Genomic DNA, 19,699 nt, shown 5'->3' on the forward strand with positions numbered 1-19,699 from the left:
AATAAATAAAATAATATTATTCGTATTATTTAAATCTTTTATCAAGTAACACTTAATCATGAGCTTTTCTCAATAAATCAGACACTCATAGTTAGATTTTGAGGCGTAATTTTATAGTTACCTCTATTTTTATTTCCTATTTTGAATTAAGCCACTTGATGCTTTTTATGGTAATAAGACCCATTTAAAGTCTTGATATAACTTTCTCTAAAAGATATTTTATAAACTCCATGTTCGTCATTGAAAATTCTCACATTGTTGCTCAAATACTTATTGCTTAATTTCGTGCAATGTTAAATATACAAGTGTCAAACAGTTTATGACGATGCATACCACATTTTCAAGAACTTTTAATACATGGTTATTTTCATCTGTCATCCATCTGACACAATCTCTTTCGCGAATATATTCTTTACCATTGCTAAATGAAGCCTTACTTCATAAGAACTAATGCAATCACTAACTCCAAAATCCTTTGCTACTTTATTTACTGATAGATTTTCTTCATTAATGAGTAGGATAATATCTTTTTAAATTCCTCGTTATCAATTACCCTATTTACCATTCTTATCTTCTCTGTAGATTTACTTTGCTATAACTCTTCTGTGTTCGGCAAATTATATATATTATAGTCTATAGTTTTTCAAATTTTCGATAACCTTCATAAAATAATATTATTTAAATCCAGCATATAATAATTTTAAATCATTGTTTGTTGTAACTCAAGATTCAATGATAAGAAGCATAATATACTGGATTTTTCTAGTATATTTTTCTTATTTTATAATCTATTACACGAGTTAAATTAAGTTTTATTAAAAATAGAATGCCATTATTTATTAATAATTTTATCTGTAAGCTTTGCACATTTATTGCCATAAGCTATTTATGTGAGCGAATTTCATAATTAACTTTCTTATCAAAATATATCAACATATTGTCGTTTATTTATAGTTATAACACTATATGTTGTTCAATTGCATTCGATTTTTGAATTATACAATTTCCTCATGTATTAAAAATCACAAAATTTACGCAACTCTGACTTTATAAGTTCTTTAATGTCATCATTTATATCTACTAAGGGCAATCTTACTTTACCTCCTAAATTTAGACCTAATATATCCAATGCTGCTTTGATTGGTGCAGGATTAGGAGCTTTAAACATACTCTTTTGAAGTGTACATATGTCAAATTGAATTTTTCTTGCACCTATTATATCTCCAGCTTTATATTTATTTATCATCTCTTTTATTTTTTTACCAACAACATGACCTGTTGCAGCAACTGCACCATTTCCTCCGAGGCATAGATTTATAAATATATTAGTATCTTCACCTGTCAAGATAGAAAATTCTTTTTTTAATTCATTCCGACATATCCTTATCATCTCGGAAGTATTTGTAATGTCGTTAAAACAATCTTTTATACCGATTACATTGTCAATATTTGCTACCTTAATAATTGTATCAATACTCATATTAACTGCTGTCCTAGATGGTATATTATAAATCATGATTGGTAAATTTGTATGTTGGGCTACCGCCTTAAAAAATTGATAAATACCTTCCTGATCTGGTCTAATATAATATGGAACAACTATTAACAGACCATCGGCTCCAATATTTTCAGCATATTTAGTCAAACTTATTGTTTCATCCAAGTTTGCACCTCCAGCACCAACAAAAATAGGTACTCTTTTATTAGCTCGTTTTACTGCTCTTTCTATAACTAACTCCTTTTCAAGATGTGATAATGATGTCGATTCCCCAGTTGTTCCAATTGGAATTATTGCATCTGCGCATTGTTCTTCTATCAAGTAATCCACCAATTTATCAAACTTTTCAAAATCAACTTTACTCAAATCATCAGTAAATGGTGTAATGCATGGAATAACTAAGCCTTCCAACTTATGAGTATTATTCAATTACTACACACTCCTCTTTAAATTTTATTTTAATATATTATTAAAATTTAGTTCACCGTTAAAAGAAAAATATTAGTATGTAAACCATCATCCATTTTTTAACATAAAGCATAAATCATAATGGATTACCTTATTAAAATTTAAGATCACACTAACTTATTATGCTAAATAAATTTAATTTGATCCTATTACAAAGTTTATATTGCTATATTTTAAATTCCTTTTCTTCAATATTAGGAGATTACTCTATATAAAATATTTTAATGCTTCTCTATACGCAGAATTTAATTAGTATTTTGTAAAGCCGACACAGTTATAGCCTCTCTGTTGTGCCTCAGCATTATAATTAACATCATTAATATTTATGCAAACTTCTTTGCATGTACTTACAGTAATATTCATATTTTTAGCTATTAATTTTAGTTTTTTAAGTTCTTTTTCTAAATAAGACGAATCTGCATAATATCTAATAACTGTCTTCCCTCCTGGCAGTTTCCACTCTATTGACTTCGCGTTATTAATGTCAAATAATTGGTTTAATCTTTGTTCATATTTTGGCAATAACTTGCACATTCTATTTAAACATTCTACTGAAAGTTTTAGCACTTGAACCGAAGCGTGTCTGATTCCTGAATTTAAGAAGCGATTAAACACCTTATATGCATAGTCATTATCATCATCAATTGGTAAATATGGAGCAACAATTCCAGTAACCATAATACCACTTTGGGAACAAAACTTAGCAAATTCTAATCTTTTTGATGAAGGAGGTGCACCTGGTTCTAATACAGCTTCTATTTCTTCATTTGGTAATCCTGAAGAAATTATAATCTGATTTTTATCTCTTGATTTAATAAGCAAATTCTGAATTTCTTTTGGAGGTAATCCTGATTTAGTTAGAATATAATACTTTACCCCTTCTTCATCGAAAATTTTTAATATATTTTCTGTCATTCCACTTTCTATCATGGATAAAGAAAAAGCATCAGTCTTTGGTGAAAAATTAAATATTAGATTTTCCTTATTCTTGTGTTTTTTTATATAATCTCTTAAGTAATTTGGATAGTCACTGTAAATCTTTACTGGTACATGCTCTTCTTTATCATATTGAGAATACATTGAACAATATCTACAAAGAAAATCACAACCAATTGCTGGATTTACCTCATGTGCATTAAAACAACTTGACGTTTGTCTAAAATCAGTTATTTCCTCTGCTTGTTCTAATCCATGAACAAATTGATACTCGATTCCGTTTGATGTTTTAAAAGTTTCCATTATAATACCCCCTAATAATAAACACACCCATTTACTTTATATTTACTGTTAATAAGTTTTTATAAACTAACCGTTATATGTTGTTTTATATAATTATTTTTTAATTCATATATTAGATCCATTAAATCAATATAAACCTGCTTACAACAATATTTTTCTCTACTTTCATATGTTATTAAAATTGGTACTATTTTATTCCTTTCATTTACCCTAAATCCAACTGAGCCACATTGAATTCGTGCTGCTCCTCCTGGGAAAGAACGAAACGTTAACTGTCCACTATTCGACCTTTGAACAAACCTAATTTCATCACCTATTAAAAGGTTAAGTTTATTATCTGATATTCTAATTGCAAATTCATATCTACTAATTCTATCAACCGCCTCCTCCAAACTACAATTTCTACCCAAAAATCTCATTACGTTTAAATATTCTTTGAATTCAACCAAATCTTTCTTCTTATATTCATTTTTTTTATATTCAAATATCCAGTTGCAATGCTCTGATTCAATAAGCATATTTACAATATCATCCATACCAAGTATTTTTATCAATTCCATAAGTTTATTGCAATAAGACAAGGTTTTATCAATTGAAATATCATTAACAAAATTAGCCACAATATTATCTATGACAATAGTAAATTTTATTGCAGGAGAATAAATCATCTTTATTCTATTATATAATTTTTTTATTTGATATAGGAGTAATACTTCACCAATATTTATATCAAAGCTTATAGAACCTTCATGTTCTATGTCTGTACTAGCATGATATCCTCCTCCTAAGTCAATATATAAAGGTATTGGCTCACAATTAACAATATGTCTAGTAATTATATTATTAACCCTATTTATATGATGTTTTATGCTTTTCATTGATTGGTAATTAAAATCTCTTGAAAATAATATACGTACTATTTTATCTAATACTTTTAAATTTTTATTAATATCTTCATTTCCATTTGAAATTCCAAGTTTTTTTGTCACAATTTCCGTTTTTTCATTTCCTATAAATAAAATATAGTTAATTTTCTCCTTTAAATAATCTAATATCTGATCTTTGATATAAAGTTTATCAACATTTACATTAGGCATTTCATGTTGATTTACACAAATTATTTCATAGATACATTCATAATGCTTATTATTTAATTCATTCATTTTTTATAATCATTCCCTCCGGTTCGTTCAAAGCTCAAAACATAATAAAATATGCCATTTATAACTAATTTCGAAATACTAGTAAACACAAATCACGAAAAAGTAAGCGGGTTACTGCGCCAGCGCGTAATGATCGTATTTCTAATTGTGTATAAAATCTGGTATGGAATTGATGTACACAAAACCCTTTAATTTCTTGCATCGTTTTAACCAGCAAATAAAACATTACTACCCACAAAAGCCATTACTTTTCCACCTGAAACAAAGGTCTGAAAGAGCAGTCACAATAATTTTTTGACAATGACAATAACACTATTTACACAGAATCTATTAAGAAGTACTGTATTTCCGTGTTTAATATATCATAAAGCTTATGTACCATCATACCTGTACATCCTAGGTGTGTGAAGGCTATTCGTGGTAAAAAACTGACAAGAAAAATACAAAAATAGACTTCTGAGCTGTTTAAGCACAACCTATTTGTGCTATCTTTATGTCTCATGCTGATAATAGACAATTTTGACAACTTATTGAGTCATCGATTTAAGCTTATTTGCTTTTATGTCTAATGAAAAGAACAAACTTCAAAATTGTCCCATGCTTTCTAACATACAGTTGGGCAACATCATTTTTGATACTTATGGTAAAAATTCTCAAAAGATAATTAACAAGCTCTTTGATACATCCTTTTATATTGGATATTTACTTCATGGTTCTATGCTAAGAAATTTTCATCGTTAAAAAACCTGATTCTTGTACTCACCACCTCCTATCCACAGAACTCGATCTAATCCTAACCGCTCCATCGTTTAAAAATATTTTTTCACTATTACTATAATATCTGAAATCGGTGTAAATATGAAAGCTTTTTCGGGAAACACTTATGCTGATGGGCTGGACTCACTTTAACTAATAATTGGAGTAAGACAAGAAAAATCTGCCAGGATTTCCAAAGCAAGATGTCATAAAATCGCTGCTTGTGTAGTGTGCTACAATCTTAGTTAAATGGGATAAACACTTTGAAATTTGTAATTGCTATTTACACATCAAAAAGCGTCGCGGCTACAAAACGACAATTATTGCTATAACAAGAATACTCTTTATAGTACTACACAATATGTAAAAGAAAAAACACATTTTTAATACAATCACACTATTCTTAACTATTTACACTTTTATAGTAAATGATACATTATTTAAAATAAATTGTCAATACCTTCTGTAAAAAAAGTGTGTAAAGTAGTTGTTGGTAAATTTTTTTTCAAAATTTTATAACCCAACAATATTGAATTATCAAGGCACAGAGCTACTTTTATAAGTGCAAAGTTTTAGTTAGTACTACTATCTCGGTACCAAAACAGCATACTAACTACATTTTTATTAAACATCGAATGGCCATTCATTTGTTTGACTACATTATAACTCCAAGTCCAACATTTGGGAAGTTACGAAATTCGGCACATTTTTTTATGAAGTAGGTGCCGTTTTTCGGAACATCACTTTATAATATATTGCCATGTGTGTCTATAATGCCTATGTTTATGGCTGTCATAATTATTTTTATGTCATTGTCTGCATCAAATAGTATGCCTAATTTATTTAGATGGTTTCTCAATGCTCTGTCAGATATGCCTACATCGTCCATTACTGCTTTCCTTACTCCGTTTCGGACCAATGATGACAGGATATGCTTATCAGTATCATCGATCTCTTCTTCTATGGCAGACATCTTCTCGCTTCTATACGATATGCATTTTTCAAGGTAAATTGCTATGTTTTTTAGAGTAATGCTCTGCTCTTTTATGCTGGGAATCTTTATGCGGGATATATCAAGATATGCAACTATTTCTTTGCTATAATGATCTGTAATAGGCATTGCAGTGCAATACCAGTTCTTAAACAAGTCGCAATAATGGTCTTTTCCGTATAACTGTGCAAGGCTTTTGTATTCCATGGCTATGTTGACTGCATTTGTGCCACTGTCTTCAAGCCTTAGGCTTATGCCTTCTTTAAATTGCAGCTTTTTGAAATCTTCATTTAATTGGGCATTAGCTATAATTTCAATCACATAACCGTCTTTATCACACAGAATAAAGAAGTAGCCTTCTTCAATAAGTACTCTGTACCTATAACATTGATTTACGAAGTTGTTTAACAGCAATATTAAAAAGTTATTATCTCTTCTCTTTTTTAACAATGCATTATCATCGTTGTTCTATCAAAGGAGTTTTTGTCAGGATTGATATTTATAAGCAATGATTCCCCATAAGGCACGATCAGTTCCCCGTTTCCTCTTTTTATAAATGCGTCTTATAAATGCGTCATTGTTCATCAATATCACTCCATCCTTTTATCTTTCCGTAAATCATTGAACATAATTCTTATTCTTTTAATACCAATGTGCATCACTTGTATAGTTAGCTTGCTCTAATTGAACTCCATTTCTATAGACTGTACCCTTCGTGACAAGCCTGTAATAATATCCTTCTTCTACATACCATATTTCACTTATAGAGCAGCTAATATCTGTTGATGTATTGGACCAGCTTTTAATTGTCACCCAGTTTCCGTTCTTGTACTGTTGAAGATACGCATCAATTCTGATTTTGTCGACGCTGAAAGCATATAATACACTGTCGACGGTCGATTTTCCCATTGATGATATGTCGAATGTGTTAGTAAACTGGGATATGGCTATCCAATTAGGCGTTATTGGACTTGTCACTAATTTTTTTGAAATGCCATCATCTGCAAAACCAGTGGTTGAAAGTAATGTCATCATTATTATTGTCAACACAAAAATAGACAAAAATTTTTTAAACATACTATCACCTCACTAATTTTTTCCCTTCATAAATAAAAACAAATTAAAATGGGATTCGTTACAGTTTTTATAAAAATTTTTTATTAATTTCAGCATACAAAATTTCATTTAAATATTATCAATTTAGGAACGAAAATATCATTTTAGAGAACAAAAAAGCATTTTTAGCTCTTAATTTTTCTTCAATTGCAAGATAAAAAAATAAGGACAGAGCATTTTCTGTCCTTATTTTGTAAGTTACATTTGTCAACAGCTTATTTTAGATATGCACTATATCTAATTACCTTGAGCAGCATCTACTGTTATAACACCATCTTTATAATCGACTTTATATCCAAAGGCTTCACTTATAAACCTTAGTGGAATATATGTGCAATTATCGACTAATCTCACATTCACCGGAAGTTCAGCGATCTTTTTATTTATTTTTGCTACCTTTGACCCTATTGTCAACTCTACAGTCGTACTGCCTTTTTCTACTGTTATTGTTTGACTGTCATTATGCCAATTCACTGTTGCACCTAATTTTTCAAAAAATTCACGGGCCGGTACTAATGTAATGCCGTCTATTAAAGTAAATGGCTCCTTAGTAAATTTTATCTCTTGCCCGTTTAACTTGATTTTCGGGACATAAGGAAAATGTATTACAGTGCCTCCACCTGAATCTTTATAAATGATTATGCCATTGTCCATTTCTTGAGAATATCCTGATTGAAGGACAGTTTCTTTGGTTACAGATTTTCCATCATCTTGTACAGCATAAGCGATGGAGCCTGTACATACAACAGCAAAAATAGCAACAAACAAAATACGTTTAAGAAAAACAAATTTCATCATCATTTATCATTCATTCCTTTCTTTTTACTTATGTATCAATTATAATAAATGTTTACTACTTATCAATGCAAATCAGTAAAATTCCACATAATTATACTTCTTTTATTAAATTTTATTTCATTATCTTTTATGCTTCCAGTTTTCAAATTAACAATATATTGTTTAGCATTTTCTGGGCTGCCTTGCTTGGATACCGAGATAAATGATATATTATTATTAGGTAAAGAATGCGGACTTATATTTGTGTAATTCTCTTCTGTTACAGGTACTATTGTTTTAACCTTTATACTTTTCAAATCAAGGCAATCAAGTCTGCCATTTGATCCGTTTGACCCTCTATACCGATAAAAAACCAGCCGCTTTCCATCAGAACTCCAAGTAACGTGACCAATAGCACTTCCATTTGATACTTCTTGATCGGAGTATATTCTTTTTAAACTGTCATCTTTAAGATCAATCATCCATATACTTGACGCAAGCCAAAGCCTAATAGGATCACCCTCATCTGCTTGATTACGATACAATGTCGCACTATATACTATTTTACTACCATCAGGAGATATCGAAGGGCTAGAAAATCTCACAAACAACTTAGTTCCAACTTTCTCGATTGGAATAGTCTTCGGTCCACCATATTTCATTATTAATTTATTTAATTCTTCCTGCGACATATAATATTTAATTTTATTATCATCAGTTAGTCCAACGCCATCCCATTCACCTCCACTTACCAAATGTTTTAGCTTATTGTTTTTAATATTAAGTATACATATTTCTTGATTGCTATTCAAATCTTTATTACGCGTCATACGTACTAGTAACAAATTTTGATTGTCAGGAAACCAAGATAAATAAAATACAGCTTGCATTCCATATACATCATCAAGGTACTTTTTTATATAATTTTTTTTATTTAAGTCCATAATATTGATATAAGTTATCCCTTTTTTCTGATCTACTTGTGTGTATGCTGCATACTTACCATTTGGACTAACTGCTCCAAATTGATCTGGAGCTATATCCGGTAATGTCAATATTTTCTTTACATCATGACTTATTGGGTTAACTACTATAAGGTCCGAGCCCTTCTTGTCAGGTATAAGGCCTGTTAACCATCCATTATATTGATTTTTATATGAATAGTTAAATAAACAAATGATAAAACTAATAAAAACTACAATTATAATTATGACTAAACTTGTAAATTTTTTCCCATGGTTATTTTTTAATTGTTCGCCTGCACTCATAAAAACTCCCCTATATTAATCTTAAGATATAATTATAATTTATTTTCGTTTTGTCAAAATTTATTAAAAATATACTTTATATTTATTAAAGATCATAAACTTCGTGTCTAAGCTAAGTTAACATAAACCCATCTCGAATTTTCATTATCCTTTCACATAAAATTTAGACACGAAGTTTGGTCAAATAAGAAAAATACTAGCAATTTTACAATTTCGTATTCATATTTAAACAAATATAAACATTCTTGAAAATAAGTTTAACAAATCTTTCTATTAATTTTTTAAATGTACATCATACTATATACTGTTTATAACTAAATATAATCATTAATTTTTAAATTATGCTACTTAATCTTTAATAATAATTCATCATGGTTCTGGATTATAATTAGTTAGCGGTACAAATGTACGACTATAAAAAACGCCATCACTAGTATTCCCATGCAAATCATTAAAAATATATTTATCAAGATCAGCAATTCTTCTTGTTGCAATGCCAACTTGGTTAGGTCCAAAATCATTTCGAGTTATCTCTTTTGCTCTATTTGTTCCTAAATCTCTAATACTAAAAAGTACCGGTTGAGCCACATCAACAACTTTCTGATTTGGAACAGTTGCATTTCCATTTCTATATGGTAATGCATTATATCCACTCGTATTATACCATGTAACATCACCATAGGATGTCAAATAATCCTGACCATTATATGTTGATCTAGTACCTATTGTATGTCTAGCATAAACATCTACATTACCCCAAGTTCCAATATAAATTGGATAATACTCAATATCATAATAGTTTCCAGAAATCATTGTATAGTTGTCAGGATTATTTTTTCTGACCTCTAAATCTTTTTCCATTGCACTTTTTTCAGTGTCCTGGTTTTCTAGAATCTTTTTCCCTTTATCTACTTCCTCTTTAGTAATTTCTTTCGTTCCCGCAAAATGTAATACTATTCCTCCCAACGTATCTGTATAAACTTTTATCCCATCTTCAAGTTCTCTATAACTACCAGTATCTATATTAATTTTAGAATGTGTATCATTTAATGCCATTGATTCTTTCTGAAATGCCTTCGCTGAAATTCCAATTGATAAAGCTAACATTGTGCTGATTATATACACAATTAACATACGTCTTTTTAACATTTCTATACATCTCCTTTTTATAGTTAGTAACACTATTTCGGTACCAAAACAGCATACTAACTACATTTTTATTAAACATCGAATGGCCATTCTGTTTGACTACATTATAACTCCAAGTCCAACATTTGGGAAGTTCCGAAATTCGGCACATTTTTTATGAAATAGGTGCCGAATTTCGGCACATCATTCTACAATATATTGCCATGTGTGTCTATGATGCCTATGTTTATGGCTGCCATTATTATTTTTATATCATTGTCTGCATCAAACAATATGCCTAATTTATTTAGATGGTTTCTCAATGCTCTATCAGATATGCCTACTTCGTCCATTACTGCTTTCCTTACTCCGTTTCGGACCAATGATGACAAGATAAGCTTATCAGTATCATCGATCTCTCCTCCTATGAAAGACATATTTTCACTTCTATACGATATGCATTTTTCAAGGTAAATTGCTATGTTTTTTAGAGTAATGCTCTGCTCTTTTATGCTGGGAATCTTTATGCGGGATATATCAAGATATGCAACTATTTCTTTGCTATAATGATCTGTAATAGGCATTGCAGTGCAATACCAGTTCTTAAACAAGTCGCAATAATGGTCTTTTCCGTATAACTGTGCAAGGCTTTTGTATTCCATGGCTATGTTGACTGCATTTGTGCCACTGTCTTCAAGCCTTAGGCTTATGCCTTCTTTAAATTGCAGCTTTTTGAAATCTTCATTTAATTGGTCATTAGCTATAATTTCAATCACATAACCGTCTTTATCACACAGAATAAAGAAATATCCCTCTTCAATAAGTATTCTGTATCTGTAACATTGATTTACAAAGTTGTTTAACAACAATATTAAAAAGTTGTTTTCTCTTTTCTTTTTTAACAATGCATCATCATCGATTGTTCTATCAAAAGAGTTTTTGTCAGGATTGATATTTAAAAGCAATGATTCCCCATAAGACACAGTCAGCTTACCATTTCCTCTTTTTATAAACATGTCATCGTTCATCAATATCACTCCATCATTTTATCTTTCCGTTAATCGCAATATCGTCTTTTAATACCAGCGTGCATCGCTTGTATAATTGGCTTGCTCTAATTGAACTCCATTTCTATAGACTGTACCTTTCGTGACAAGTCTGTAATAATATCCTTCTTCTACATACCATATTTCACTTATGGAGCAGCTAATATCTGTCGATGTGTTTGACCAGCTTTTGATTGTCACCCAGTTTCCGTTCTTGTACTGTTGCAAATACGCATCAATTCTGATTTTGTCGACGCTGAAAGCATATAATACACTGTCGACGGTCGATTTTCCCATTGATGATATGTCGAATGTGTTAGTAAACTGGGATATGGCTATCCAATTAGGCGTTATTGGACTTGTCACTAATTTTTTTGAAATGCCATCATCTGCAAAACCAGTGGTTGAAAGTAATGTCATCATTATTATTGTCAACACAAAAATAGACAAAAATTTTTTAAACATACTATCACCTCACTAATTTTTTCCCTTCATAAATAAAAACAAATTAAAATGGGATTCGTTACAGTTTTTATAAAAATTTTTTATTAATTTCAGCATACAAAATTTCATTTAAATATTATCAATTTAGGAACGAAAATATCATTTTAGAGAACAAAAAAGCATTTTTAGCTCTTAATTTTTCTTCAATTGCAAGATAAAAAAATAAGGACAGAGCATTTTCTGTCCTTATTTTGTAAGTTACATTTGTCAACAGCTTATTTTAGATATGCACTATATCTAATTACCTTGAGCAGCATCTACTGTTATAACACCATCTTTATAATCGACTTTATATCCAAAGGCTTCACTTATAAACCTTAGTGGAATATATGTGCAATTATCGACTAATCTCACATTCACCGGAAGTTCAGCGATCTTTTTATTTATTTTTGCTACCTTTGATCCTATTGTCAACTCTACAGTCGTACTACCTTTTTCTACTGTTATTGTTTGACTGCCATTATGCCAATTCACTGTTGCACCTAATTTTTCAAAAAATTCACGGGCCGGCACTAATGTAATGCCGTCTATTAAAGTAAATGGCTCCTTAGTAAATTTTATCTCTTGCCCGTTTAACTTGATTTTCGGGACATAAGGAAAATGTATTACAGTGCCTCCACCTGAATCTTTATAAATGATTATGCCATTGTCCATTTCTTGAGAATATCCTGTTGGAAGGACAGTTTCTTTGGTTACAGATTTTCCATCATCTTGTACAGCGTAAGCGATGGAGCCTGTACATACAACAGCAAAAATAACAACAAACAAAATACGTTTAAGAAAAACAAATTTCATTCTCACACCAACTCCTCTTTAATCACATTATCCAAACCAGCCCATGTAAAGGCAAATATTATATACTTCTAGAATTCTCTCTTATTAAAACTTTATGAATATGATCCCACACTCCTTTCACCTTTTCATTTGGCAGTATGCTTTTAATATAAAGCCAAGAAAGTATACAAAATAAACAGTAACCTAATAATACTCCTAAGGCATTCAGTATTACATCGTTAATATCAACCCTTCTGGCAACATAACCAGATAAATAAAATATGTTTTCTAAAAACTGTAGAAGCTCTATCGAAATAGAAAATAAGGTTCCTTTCCATATAATTGATTTCAGATCGACATTACTTATAAAAGGCAGTCCAAAACCAAAAGGAATGGTAATTATCACATTTCCCCATACTTGTACTGAATTAAGATAAGAATATGTCAATTCACGAAATGGAATAAAGTTTAAACCATTTTTCCAATCAACTCCATCTTTAATCAAGTCATTGTGTTGGAACAATCGAATGGGAAATAAAGTATAGTGAGCTACAGAGAGCAAATATATGAAAAATATCGAAAGACATAATATATATCCAATACTGCGTTGTTTCTTTCTCCACATATAAAAAATTAGCCATCCATATATTAAAACTATCACCGGCATGATAGTTTTAATGTCTATCATTATACCTAATCCCAATTACAACAACTCCTCACAATACCTAAATTAGTCTATTTAAACTGTATAGACATGTCATTGTTCATTGTTGCATATTTCGCTAAAATTAATGCAATTTTAGAGTATTAAAAAATATATAATCATTTAGTAAACTCCGATTTATTCTTCCTGACATAATTAATAATCATATAAAAAATAGCCATTACAGCAATACAGTAAAATGCCAAAAAATACTGCTGGTTAATAATTAAATATGCTATAGCCATTAAATAGTAAATAATCAATATTGCATAAAGATATAATGCTAAAAAATATCCATATTTCCTTTTCTTTAATAGCCCAATTGAAGATATAATAAATATAGCTCCAAATATAATACCAATAAAATAAAAATTTGTGCTTAGTATGACATTACTGCCAATTTTAAAGTTTACTCTTTCAAACATCCTTATAATTGAGTCTAATATATACAAGGCCCCTTGTAACATAACTAATATTGCCACAAAATTCACTATATCACCACCCGATAATTTTATACTTTAATCAAATAATTTCACATTTTCAATTTCATCATACCATACTTTATACCCATCTTTGCTACTGCCAGAAAACCAATAAATAGGTTTGCTATTCATATTTTTATCTTTATAAAATCTGGCATCTATAGACAGTATATAAAATTTGTCTTCTAATTCTTCCATATTACCTTCTTTAATCGCAAAATATCTAATTATATGTAAAACATTTAATGCATCTTCTTTTTTACACCTTGAATCAATAATTATAGAAAAATATAAATAAGGTCTGGAATAATAAATTTTATATTCGGTAATACAGTTAGATTCATTTAACTTTTCTTTTAATGCTTTTATGGCACTTGTATTGATATTTTCATTATATATATATCTATGACTAATAATATATTTTGCACTTATGACAATTAAAATTGATAAAGACAAAATTATTAATACTATTAACGAGATTAATTTATCTTTATTTATTTTAATCACCTCTATCAAAATGATATACTAATGTAAAATTAAGTAAAGATTCTGCTGCCAAAAAATATAATGTTTTGCAAGTATAATATAATGGCTATTTTTATTCAATATTCCTATAAATAATATGGTAGAAATAAAAAATTGAGTTTATGCAGCAGAATCAAAAACCAATTACTCAAAGTATACAAAAGCAACACTCAGATATTGATCATAATCTAAAATATATTTTAAATTTAATGAATATCTCGTTGCCCATGATGAAACTGCTATATCTCTCTCATCAGTAGTTACATTTCTAAAATATTTAGTTATTGTCATCCAATGAAAATTAAATTCTGGATATTTTGAATTATAATTCATTAAAAAAGCTACGGGTGAGTTTTTACTTAAACCAGCCTTAATATACGTTGATACTGGCTCAATACTATGTGGAATATCACTTAAATCAGCTTTGAGATTCACTCCTCTACTTTTAGCGAATGATTCAAATTTTATTACTAGATCACTTTTTGAAGGTATACCCGGTAAAACTGATGTGCTTGGTGTAACATACTTATATACTTCTTCCATATGTTTAATAAAATTATCTTTTGTTATATCTGAATATTTATATAGATTTTCATATCCATATCTGTACTTTGCAAGATAATATGCTATATTTGCAGCAGCGACAGTTCCACATCCTTCATCTTGGCCTAATTTTTCAGAAAACCATATTTGATTTCCTCCATACATTTGATGAACATATCCAACATTTTCATCGTATCCATATACTGGTACAAAATTTGGTTCGTCTAAAACTGATACGCTTTCATTTTGGGATGTTGCATTAAGCGAAGTGGGTATTCTTATATTGCTTCTATTTTTATATAATTCATTAATAGACTCTTTTATATCGTTTTTTCGAGCATTAATAAAATTTGTTATATCTTTCTTTTCTCCATTTTCTTTTATTTGTTTATAATTTATGTTATCACCAATTTTTTCTTTTACTATAAATAATGAAGGAAACATATATAACATACTATCCCCACTTTTTAGTTCAGAAAAATTCATTCGTATTAAACTAAATTCATTGTTATTTAATGACCTCTCTATAACACCATAACCATTTTTTCTTGCATCAATTATCATATAACCTATATTTCTGCCTTCGTCCTGTATTGATAGAAGATATACATATTTGTTTTCATTCACATCTTTTAGTTCTATTAATGATCGATCAACTTGCAATTTTATATTATTATTTAACTCAGGGATTACATATGTAGCTAAATCATATTCAGCCAATTTTAATACTTCATCTTGCGTCAAAAATTTGTTATTATCAGCGGACAAATCTTGGTTACTATTACTTGCCGCAAAACCAACAGTTGTCGAAAAAACTAATGTCAAGCACAGTAGAAGTGAAACTAAGAACCTTTTCATTTCTAAACATCTCCCTTTTATAGTTAGTAACACTATCTAGGTACCAAAACAGTATGCTAACTACTTTTTTATTAAAAATCGAATGGCCATTCATCTTTTTGACTACATTATAACTCCAAGCCCAACATTTGGAAAGTTACGAAATTCGGCACATTTTTTATGAAGTAAGTGCCGAATTCCGGCACATCATTACTATAATATATTGCCATGTGTGTCTATGATGCCTATGTTTATGGCTGTCATTATTATTTTTATGTCATTGTTCTCTCCAAATAGTTTGCCTAATTTATTTAGATGATTTCTCAATGCTCTGTCAGATATGCCTACTTCGTCCATTATTGCTTTCCTTACACCATTTCGGACTAATGATGATAGGATAAGCTTATCAGTATCATCGATCTCTTCTCCTACAAAAGACATATTTTCACTTCTACACGATATACAATTTTCAAGGTAAATTGCTATGTTTTTTAGAGTGATGCTCTGCTCTTTTATACTGGGGATCTTTATGCGGGATATATCAAAATTATTTATTAGTATATATTATCACTACATCAACATCAAACATATAATGTAAAATACAACAATATATTTTGGAGGTATATATTATGTCAGATGGAGATAAACACTACCATGATTATTTTGGCACTACAAATACAGTGCTAGAACACAACCACAATTACAAAGGATGTACCAGCTATGCCATACCATATGGCACAAGCCATATACACTATTACTCTGGGTATACGTCTATAGCCAAAAATCATAAACACTATGTAAATGGATACACAGGACCTGCTATAAGGACTAAAGATGGCCACGTTCATAAGATGGATAGCAGAACATCTTACGATAAAGACCACTATCATAATTACAGCAATTGCACTTCAAAGCAAATATACAATTAATGTACTCCCTCTTTTGAGGGAGTTTTTATATTATTTGTGAGATATATCACATAAAAATTTTCGATTTTATGATAAAATTTTGTTAAATAAATAACCATTAGACATGAAAACAGTAATACGAGGTGATATAATGGGTATTGAATTAGATGTAAAAAGTTTTGATGATGCCCTGAAAATATTAAGCAAAGATTACAAAATATTTGCTCCTATAAGGTTAAAGGGGAAAGGAGCATTTTCAGACACAGACCTTGTGACATACGGAGAAATCTCTTCATATAAAGATATAGAATTAAACGAAAAATCAAGGTATTCCCCAAAAGAGGTGATTTACCCTATAACGCAGACCCTATTTTACTTTACAGAAGATGAATACAGAGAACCTGAAATTGACGATAAGAGAATCATTGTTTTTTTAAGACCCTGTGATGCTAATTCATATCTAAAGTTAGATAATATTTTTTTAAAAAATGGTCCTTATGAAGATAATTACTACAAAAGACTAAGAGATAAAGTCAAGTTCTTTGTCATAGAATGCACAAAAGGCTTTTCTACTTGTTTCTGTGTGTCAACAGGTTCTAACAAGTTTTTAGATTATGATGTCTTTTTCCGGTTTGACAATGACAAAATAACATGCGATGTAAAAAACGACGAGTTTAGCTATGCTTTTTCAGGCAAAGAAGTGGAATTTGCTCCAGAATTTATAGAAAAAAATGAAATCGATGTGAAACTGCCTGATATAGACAAAATATCTCAAAATCTAGAGTATGTATTTAATCATGAATTGTGGGACGAATACACAAAAAGATGCATAGCCTGTGGAAGATGTACTGCGTCGTGTCCCACATGCAGTTGCTTTTCAATGCAAGATATATTTTACAAAGATAATCCCAAATGCGGAGAGAGAAGGCGGGTATGGGCAAGCTGCATGATAGATGGATTTACTGATGTGGCAGGAGGTCACAGCTACAGGCAAAAATACGGTGAGAGAATGAGATTTAAGGTAATGCACAAGATATACGACTATAAAAAGCGCTTCGGCACAACCATGTGCATTGGATGCGGAAGGTGTGACGATGTATGCCCAGAGTACATTTCATTTATAAAAATCGTATCAAAAGTCACTGATGCAGTAGAGAGGTGAATCAAAATGACAAATGTGTACATGCAAAGAAAAGCAGAAATTATTTCGATAATTCCTCAAACAGATATCGATTATACTTTTAGGCTAAAATCCGATATTTTGCCACAACATGGACAGTTTTTACAAGTATCTATACCTAAAATCGGTGAAGCTCCAATATCGATAAGCGATTACACTGATGAATACATCGAACTTACCATAAGAAAAGTAGGCACTGTAACAGACACTATACATGAATTAAAACCGGGAGATTTCTTGTTTATAAGAGGCCCATATGGTCACGGCTTCCCTGTGGAAAATTTTAAAAATAAAAATGTAGTGATCGCCGCTGGCGGTACAGGTCTCGCACCAGTCAAAAGCATAATAAACAGGTATAACAGAAATCCTAAAGAAATAAAAAACCTCAATATTTTGGTAGGTTTTAAATCCCCGAAAGACATACTTTTTGAAGATGAGATAAAAAAATGGGAAAAAAGTTTTGATGTTTTATTGACCGTTGACAATGGAGATGAAACATGGACAGGAAATACAGGTCTAATCACAAAATTTGTACCAGAATTAAAAATCGAAAACCCAAATGATACGATCGTAATTGTCGTAGGTCCGCCTATGATGATGAAATTTACATGCCTTGAATTTTTAAAACGCGGCATACCAGAGGAAAATATTTGGGTATCTTTCGAAAGAAAAATGTCATGTGGCATAGGAAAATGTGGCCATTGCAAGATAAATGAAACATACGTTTGCTTAGAAGGTCCTGTATTCAATTACACAAAATCTAAACAACTTCTCGATTAAAGGGGTGAAATAATGCTTCTCGATATTGATACAAAACTTTTAAAGAAAAATGCTTATAGAGTAACAAAGCAAAGAGGCATAACGGCTCTTAGAATAAGGGTCCCCGGAGGAGATCTAAATATAAAGTATCTCGACATAATAAAAGAAATAGCTGAAAAGTACGGCAATGGAACTGTTCACATTACAACACGTCAAGGTTTTGAAATACCAGGAATATCAATGGAGAAAATTGACGAGATAAATGAGCTTATATCTCCTATTATAAGAGGGCTTAAAGATGAAGGTGTCCAAATAGAAGATGAAGAAGGAGGATACCCCGCCGCAGGTACAAGAAACGTATCAGCCTGCATCGGAAACCGCGTATGTCCATTTGCTAATTACGATACAACAGCATTTGCGTTAAAAATAGAAAAGCTAATATACCCTAATGACTATCACGTAAAAATTGCAGTTACAGGTTGCCCAAATGACTGCATAAAAGCCCACATGCAAGATATAGGCATCATAGGTCAGGTTGAGCCAATTTACGATCCATCAAGATGTATCGTCTGTCAAGCGTGTGTGAAAAATTGCAAAAGAAGAGTAACTGGTGCGCTTACTTTTGAAAACTTCAAGGTCGTAAGAGATCCCAATAGATGCATTGGTTGCGGTGAATGCATATTAAAGTGTCCTACATCTGCTTGGACAAGAGGTGAAAAATATTACAGAATCGTCATAATGGGTAGAACAGGCAAGAAAAACCCAAGACTGGCGCAGACATTTATCGAGTGGGCAGACGAAGAATCCGTACTAAAAATAATAAAAAACATGTACGACTTTATTGATAAATACATTGACAAAACCTTAGATAAAGAGCATGTTGGCTATATTGTTGACAGAGAAGGCTTTAAAAAGTTTAAAGAAGAGGTATTAAAAGATGTCAAACTGCCTAAAAAAGCTAAAGTCGCAAACCACATAGATTACACAGGTTATAGATATGAAAGAAATACAATATATGATTAAGATAAGCCACT

Annotated in this window: 20 protein-coding genes; 4 read left to right on the forward strand and 16 right to left on the reverse strand. The window is 30.5% G+C overall.

What is annotated here, in order from left to right:
• Window positions 1-1,015: 1,015 nt before the first annotated feature.
• The 16 genes from dapA to Q2T46_RS07820 form a co-directional block, all read right to left on the reverse strand.
• The gene (dapA, locus tag Q2T46_RS07745; RefSeq protein WP_303263499.1) at window positions 1,016-1,927 is read right to left on the reverse strand and encodes a 4-hydroxy-tetrahydrodipicolinate synthase; all 912 of its coding nucleotides are present in this window, start codon (window positions 1,925-1,927) and stop codon (window positions 1,016-1,018) included.
• A gap of 288 nt (window positions 1,928-2,215) precedes the next feature.
• On the reverse strand, window positions 2,216-3,205 hold the full coding sequence (locus tag Q2T46_RS07750) for a hypothetical protein (protein WP_303263498.1): 990 nt from the start codon (window positions 3,203-3,205) through the stop codon (window positions 2,216-2,218).
• 59 nt (window positions 3,206-3,264) lie between these two features.
• A complete protein-coding gene (locus Q2T46_RS07755; protein ID WP_303263497.1) occupies window positions 3,265-4,368 on the reverse strand; it encodes a hypothetical protein in 1,104 nt (367 codons plus the stop codon).
• Window positions 4,369-5,869: 1,501 nt separating this feature from the next.
• Window positions 5,870-6,565, reverse strand: coding sequence for an AsnC family protein (locus Q2T46_RS07760; RefSeq protein ID WP_303263495.1), 696 nt, complete (start codon window positions 6,563-6,565; stop codon window positions 5,870-5,872).
• 192 nt (window positions 6,566-6,757) lie between these two features.
• Window positions 6,758-7,192, reverse strand: a complete 435-nt coding sequence (locus Q2T46_RS07765; RefSeq protein ID WP_303263494.1) for a hypothetical protein — start codon at window positions 7,190-7,192, stop codon at window positions 6,758-6,760.
• Between the two features lie 276 nt (window positions 7,193-7,468).
• Window positions 7,469-8,029, reverse strand: coding sequence for a copper amine oxidase N-terminal domain-containing protein (locus tag Q2T46_RS07770; protein ID WP_311062395.1), 561 nt, complete (start codon window positions 8,027-8,029; stop codon window positions 7,469-7,471).
• A 62-nt stretch (window positions 8,030-8,091) separates the two neighbouring features.
• The gene (locus tag Q2T46_RS07775; RefSeq protein ID WP_096230084.1) at window positions 8,092-9,276 is read right to left on the reverse strand and encodes a PD40 domain-containing protein; all 1,185 of its coding nucleotides are present in this window, start codon (window positions 9,274-9,276) and stop codon (window positions 8,092-8,094) included.
• Between the two features lie 369 nt (window positions 9,277-9,645).
• Window positions 9,646-10,425: a hypothetical protein gene (locus Q2T46_RS07780; RefSeq protein WP_013296724.1), complete on the reverse strand. Its 780-nt coding sequence runs from the start codon at window positions 10,423-10,425 to the stop codon at window positions 9,646-9,648.
• Between the two features lie 188 nt (window positions 10,426-10,613).
• On the reverse strand, window positions 10,614-11,432 hold the full coding sequence (locus tag Q2T46_RS07785) for an AsnC family protein (protein WP_303263492.1): 819 nt from the start codon (window positions 11,430-11,432) through the stop codon (window positions 10,614-10,616).
• Window positions 11,433-11,480: 48 nt separating this feature from the next.
• The gene (locus Q2T46_RS07790; protein WP_303263490.1) at window positions 11,481-11,915 is read right to left on the reverse strand and encodes a hypothetical protein; all 435 of its coding nucleotides are present in this window, start codon (window positions 11,913-11,915) and stop codon (window positions 11,481-11,483) included.
• A 276-nt stretch (window positions 11,916-12,191) separates the two neighbouring features.
• Window positions 12,192-12,749: a copper amine oxidase N-terminal domain-containing protein gene (locus Q2T46_RS07795; RefSeq protein ID WP_303263489.1), complete on the reverse strand. Its 558-nt coding sequence runs from the start codon at window positions 12,747-12,749 to the stop codon at window positions 12,192-12,194.
• A gap of 58 nt (window positions 12,750-12,807) precedes the next feature.
• Window positions 12,808-13,431 (reverse strand): VanZ family protein, encoded by a 624-nt coding sequence (locus tag Q2T46_RS07800; RefSeq protein WP_303263488.1) that lies wholly within the window; start codon window positions 13,429-13,431, stop codon window positions 12,808-12,810.
• Window positions 13,432-13,550: 119 nt separating this feature from the next.
• Window positions 13,551-13,922: a hypothetical protein gene (locus Q2T46_RS07805; protein WP_303263486.1), complete on the reverse strand. Its 372-nt coding sequence runs from the start codon at window positions 13,920-13,922 to the stop codon at window positions 13,551-13,553.
• A gap of 27 nt (window positions 13,923-13,949) precedes the next feature.
• Window positions 13,950-14,420 carry a hypothetical protein gene (locus Q2T46_RS07810; RefSeq protein ID WP_311062422.1) on the reverse strand — a complete coding sequence of 157 codons (471 nt, stop codon included), beginning with the start codon at window positions 14,418-14,420 and terminating at the stop codon, window positions 13,950-13,952.
• Window positions 14,421-14,582: 162 nt separating this feature from the next.
• Window positions 14,583-15,839, reverse strand: coding sequence for a hypothetical protein (locus Q2T46_RS07815; protein WP_045409338.1), 1,257 nt, complete (start codon window positions 15,837-15,839; stop codon window positions 14,583-14,585).
• 192 nt (window positions 15,840-16,031) lie between these two features.
• On the reverse strand, window positions 16,032-16,259 hold the full coding sequence (locus Q2T46_RS07820; protein WP_303263483.1) for a hypothetical protein: 228 nt from the start codon (window positions 16,257-16,259) through the stop codon (window positions 16,032-16,034).
• A 188-nt stretch (window positions 16,260-16,447) separates the two neighbouring features.
• Here Q2T46_RS07820 and Q2T46_RS07825 point away from each other — a divergent pair, with 188 nt between their 5' ends.
• From Q2T46_RS07825 to asrC, 4 genes are all read left to right on the forward strand, one after another.
• Complete coding sequence (locus Q2T46_RS07825) at window positions 16,448-16,747, forward strand: YmaF family protein (protein WP_253666847.1); 300 nt, start codon at window positions 16,448-16,450, stop codon at window positions 16,745-16,747.
• Window positions 16,748-16,877: 130 nt separating this feature from the next.
• The gene (gene asrA / locus Q2T46_RS07830; protein WP_303263481.1) at window positions 16,878-17,888 is read left to right on the forward strand and encodes an anaerobic sulfite reductase subunit AsrA; all 1,011 of its coding nucleotides are present in this window, start codon (window positions 16,878-16,880) and stop codon (window positions 17,886-17,888) included.
• A 6-nt stretch (window positions 17,889-17,894) separates the two neighbouring features.
• Entirely contained in the window at window positions 17,895-18,686 is a 792-nt protein-coding gene (asrB, locus tag Q2T46_RS07835; protein ID WP_303263480.1) for an anaerobic sulfite reductase subunit AsrB, read from the forward strand.
• A gap of 12 nt (window positions 18,687-18,698) precedes the next feature.
• The gene (gene asrC / locus Q2T46_RS07840) at window positions 18,699-19,688 is read left to right on the forward strand and encodes a sulfite reductase subunit C (RefSeq protein WP_303263479.1); all 990 of its coding nucleotides are present in this window, start codon (window positions 18,699-18,701) and stop codon (window positions 19,686-19,688) included.
• Window positions 19,689-19,699: the final 11 nt, after the last annotated feature.

Source organism: Thermoanaerobacterium sp. CMT5567-10 (assembly GCF_030534315.2).
Lineage (GTDB): Bacteria > Bacillota > Thermoanaerobacteria > Thermoanaerobacterales > Thermoanaerobacteraceae > Thermoanaerobacterium.

What these genes read in the sequence shown, in the direction of transcription:
- Q2T46_RS07795 (WP_303263489.1), bottom strand. Translation starts at nt 12,749, where the DNA reads ATGAAATTTGTTTTTCTTAAACGTATTTTGTTTGTTGTTATTTTTGCT.
- Q2T46_RS07825 (WP_253666847.1), top strand. Translation starts at nt 16,448, where the DNA reads ATGTCAGATGGAGATAAACACTACCATGATTATTTTGGCACTACAAAT.
- Q2T46_RS07750 (WP_303263498.1), bottom strand. Translation starts at nt 3,205, where the DNA reads ATGGAAACTTTTAAAACATCAAACGGAATCGAGTATCAATTTGTTCAT.
- Q2T46_RS07775 (WP_096230084.1), bottom strand. Translation starts at nt 9,276, where the DNA reads ATGAGTGCAGGCGAACAATTAAAAAATAACCATGGGAAAAAATTTACA.
- Q2T46_RS07815 (WP_045409338.1), bottom strand. Translation starts at nt 15,839, where the DNA reads ATGAAAAGGTTCTTAGTTTCACTTCTACTGTGCTTGACATTAGTTTTT.
- Q2T46_RS07790 (WP_303263490.1), bottom strand. Translation starts at nt 11,915, where the DNA reads ATGTTTAAAAAATTTTTGTCTATTTTTGTGTTGACAATAATAATGATG.
- Q2T46_RS07785 (WP_303263492.1), bottom strand. Translation starts at nt 11,432, where the DNA reads ATGAACGATGACATGTTTATAAAAAGAGGAAATGGTAAGCTGACTGTG.
- Q2T46_RS07770 (WP_311062395.1), bottom strand. Translation starts at nt 8,029, where the DNA reads ATGATGAAATTTGTTTTTCTTAAACGTATTTTGTTTGTTGCTATTTTT.
- Q2T46_RS07755 (WP_303263497.1), bottom strand. Translation starts at nt 4,368, where the DNA reads ATGAATGAATTAAATAATAAGCATTATGAATGTATCTATGAAATAATT.
- asrA (WP_303263481.1), top strand. Translation starts at nt 16,878, where the DNA reads ATGGGTATTGAATTAGATGTAAAAAGTTTTGATGATGCCCTGAAAATA.
- Q2T46_RS07820 (WP_303263483.1), bottom strand. Translation starts at nt 16,259, where the DNA reads ATGTCTTTTGTAGGAGAAGAGATCGATGATACTGATAAGCTTATCCTA.
- Q2T46_RS07765 (WP_303263494.1), bottom strand. Translation starts at nt 7,192, where the DNA reads ATGTTTAAAAAATTTTTGTCTATTTTTGTGTTGACAATAATAATGATG.
- asrC (WP_303263479.1), top strand. Translation starts at nt 18,699, where the DNA reads ATGCTTCTCGATATTGATACAAAACTTTTAAAGAAAAATGCTTATAGA.
- Q2T46_RS07780 (WP_013296724.1), bottom strand. Translation starts at nt 10,425, where the DNA reads ATGTTAAAAAGACGTATGTTAATTGTGTATATAATCAGCACAATGTTA.
- asrB (WP_303263480.1), top strand. Translation starts at nt 17,895, where the DNA reads ATGACAAATGTGTACATGCAAAGAAAAGCAGAAATTATTTCGATAATT.